At 71.5% G+C, this 2,889-nt stretch carries 4 protein-coding genes; 1 reads left to right on the forward strand and 3 read right to left on the reverse strand.

Features of this window, described 5'->3' with window-relative positions:
- Nucleotides 1–102: 102 nt before the first annotated feature.
- The gene (locus GH736_RS20395) at nucleotides 103–417 is read left to right on the forward strand and encodes a hypothetical protein (protein ID WP_159606583.1); all 315 of its coding nucleotides are present in this window, start codon (nucleotides 103–105) and stop codon (nucleotides 415–417) included.
- Nucleotides 418–423: 6 nt separating this feature from the next.
- Here GH736_RS20395 and guaA read toward each other — a convergent pair whose 3' ends face one another.
- The 3 genes from guaA to GH736_RS20410 all read right to left on the reverse strand — a co-directional run.
- Nucleotides 424–2,031 carry a glutamine-hydrolyzing GMP synthase gene (gene guaA / locus GH736_RS20400; RefSeq protein ID WP_159606589.1) on the reverse strand — a complete coding sequence of 536 codons (1,608 nt, stop codon included), beginning with the start codon at nucleotides 2,029–2,031 and terminating at the stop codon, nucleotides 424–426.
- A gap of 68 nt (nucleotides 2,032–2,099) precedes the next feature.
- Complete coding sequence (locus tag GH736_RS20405; protein WP_159606585.1) at nucleotides 2,100–2,597, reverse strand: DUF3817 domain-containing protein; 498 nt, start codon at nucleotides 2,595–2,597, stop codon at nucleotides 2,100–2,102.
- A gap of 9 nt (nucleotides 2,598–2,606) precedes the next feature.
- On the reverse strand, nucleotides 2,607–2,889 hold a 283-nt coding region (locus GH736_RS20410), incomplete at its 5' end, for a PDZ domain-containing protein (RefSeq protein ID WP_159606587.1).

Raw genomic sequence — 2,889 nt, forward strand, 5'->3', positions numbered from 1 at the left:
CCGCGGTTCGATGAGGCGGATACCTCGTACTGAGGCCGAGTGTATCGAGCGGCTCCCTGCCCGGACACTACGCTGGGAGTGCTGGCGCACGAAGGAGAATCCATGGTAAGCACGGTCAGGCTCGCGGCATCCCTGGCGGGGTACCTCTCGATCCTCGCCGGGCCGCAGGCCGACCTCACCCGCGCCCGCCTCGTGCTCTCGCTGGCCGAGCCCGAAGCGGTCACCGCCGGGCACGCGCGCTTCATGGCCGTCGCTCGAGGCATGGTCGAGGCATCCGGCATCGATCGCGCCGAGGAGCGGGCGCGCTGGCTCGCGGACTACTGCGACGGGGTGCTGCTGCACCAGCTCACCGCGCGACGCGGCGAGCCGTTCCACCGGGCCGAGGCGGAGTCGGCGATCCTGCGCCTGCTCGCCTGAGCCGCGCTACTCCCACTCGATGGTGCCCGGCGGCTTCGACGTGACGTCGAGCACCACGCGGTTCACCTCGGGGACCTCGTTGGTGATGCGGTTCGAGATCTTGGCGAGCACGTCGTACGGCAGGCGCGTCCAGTCGGCGGTCATCGCGTCCTCCGACGACACCGGGCGCAGCACGATGGGGTGTCCGTAGGTGCGGCCGTCGCCCTGCACGCCGACCGAGCGCACGTCGGCGAGGAGCACCACGGGGCACTGCCAGATCTCCTGGTCGAGGCCGGCCGCGGTGAGCTCCTGGCGCGCGATCGCGTCCGCCTCGCGGAGCAGGTCGAGGCGCTCGCGCGTGACCTCGCCCACGATGCGGATGCCGAGACCGGGGCCGGGGAACGGCTGGCGCCCCACGATCGCCTCGGGCAGCCCGAGCTCGCGTCCGATCTGACGCACCTCGTCCTTGAAGAGCGTGCGCAGCGGTTCGACGAGCTCGAACTGGAGGTCGTCGGGGAGGCCGCCCACGTTGTGGTGGCTCTTGATGTTCGCGGTGCCGGTGCCGCCGCCCGACTCGACCACGTCGGGATACAGCGTGCCCTGTACGAGGAACCGGATCGGCTCACCGTCGGCCGCCGCCTCGGCGACGAGGTCGCGCTCGGCGCGCTCGAACGCGCGGATGAACTCGCGCCCGATGATCTTGCGCTTCTCCTCGGGATCGCTCACCCCGGCGAGCGCGTCGAGGAACGTGTCCACGGCGTCGACGGTGACGAGGCGGATGCCGGTCGCCGCCACGTAGTCCTCCTCGACCTGCCGTCGCTCGTCCTTGCGGAGCAGGCCGTGGTCGACGAACACGCACACGAGCTGGTCGCCGACGGCCTCGTGCACGATGGCGGCCGCGACCGCGGAGTCCACGCCGCCCGAGAGCCCGGCGATGACGCGGGCCGAGCCGACCTGCTCGCGGATGCGCGCCACCTGCTCGGCGATGACGTTGCCCGAGTTCCAGTCGGCGGGGATGCCCGCCGCGCGGTGCAGGAAGTTCTCGATGACCCGCTGGCCGAACTCGGAGTGCTTCACCTCGGGGTGCCACTGCACGCCGTAGAAGCCCTGCTGGTCGTTCGCGAACGCCGCGACGGGGGTCGTCGCCGTGGAGGCGAGCACCTCGAAGCCGTCGGGCGCACGCGACACCGAGTCGCCGTGGCTCATCCACACGGTCTGCGCCTCGGGCTGACCCGAGAGCAGCGCGTTGTCGTCGTCGGTACGGGCGGTCACGGCGGTCGACCCGTACTCGCGGTGGCCCGTGTGCGCCACCTCGCCGCCGAGCTGCTGCGCCATCACCTGGAAGCCGTAGCAGATGCCGAGCGTGGGCACGCCGAGCTGCAGGATGCCCTCGTCGAGTGCGGGGGCCCCGGCCTCGTACACCGACGACGGCCCGCCCGAGAGGACGATGCCGACGGGGTTCTTCGCGCGCACCTCGTCGGCCGTGATCGTGTGCGGCACGATCTCGGAGTAGACGGATGCCTCGCGCACGCGCCGCGCGATCAGCTGCGCGTACTGCGCGCCGAAGTCCACCACGAGCACCGGACGCTGGTCGGTGGGCTGTTCGGCGGGGGGCGCCGACTCGGTGGGCTGCAGCAGCGGCTCGGTCGTGCCGGCCGCGGGCGTCTCGTCGGTCGGCTCGGTCGTGCCGGTCGGCTGGTCGGTCACTGCTGGGCCTCCACGGGGTCGGTGGTGCTGGTCGCGGCATCCGGAGCACTGGGCGAGGCTGCGGACGCGGACGATGCCGCCGCCTTCGCCTCACGGCCGTCGAGGTACGCGCGCACCTCGCGCCCGATGCGCGCCTCGAGGATGAACGAGAGGAACGGGATGATGCCGCCGAGCGCGATCAGGATGAACCGCGTGAACGGCCAGCGCATGAGGCTCCAGAGGCGGAAGTCGCTGAAGAGGTACACCACGTAGAACCAGCCGTGCACCATGAGGATGCCGGTCGAGAGGTTCACGGCCGTCACGGTGTCGATCGGCACGAAGGCGAGGAAGCCCTGAGGACCGCCGAGCTCGAGCTCGAGGCCGAACCCGTACTTCAGGATCATCTCGGTGCAGAGCAGCAGCAGCAGCACACCGGTGATGACCGACGCCACCTGGTAGAAGCGCAGCGCCCCGCGAATGCGCGGCAGATCGGCGAGTTTCGGCTCGAGGGGCATGCCTCCAGTCTACGGCGCGTCGACGAGCTCCCGGGGCACGACGAAGACGTCGACGAGCGCCCCGCCTCGCCACACCGTCATCTCGACCTGCCGGTCGATCGCGTCCTCCACCATGAGCCGCTGGATCGTGGTGGCGGTGACGACGCCCTTGCCGTCGAGCGAGACGACGATGTCGCCCCGAAGGACGCCCGCGAGCTCTGCCGGGCTGCCCGGAGCCACGCCGGCCACCTGCAGCCCCGTCGGAGAGCCGATGCGGGCGGCGAGCTCGGGCGCGAGCTGCACGCGGGCGCCG

The sequence above is a fragment of the Agromyces humi genome, from assembly GCF_009720255.1.
Lineage (GTDB): Bacteria > Actinomycetota > Actinomycetes > Actinomycetales > Microbacteriaceae > Agromyces > Agromyces humi.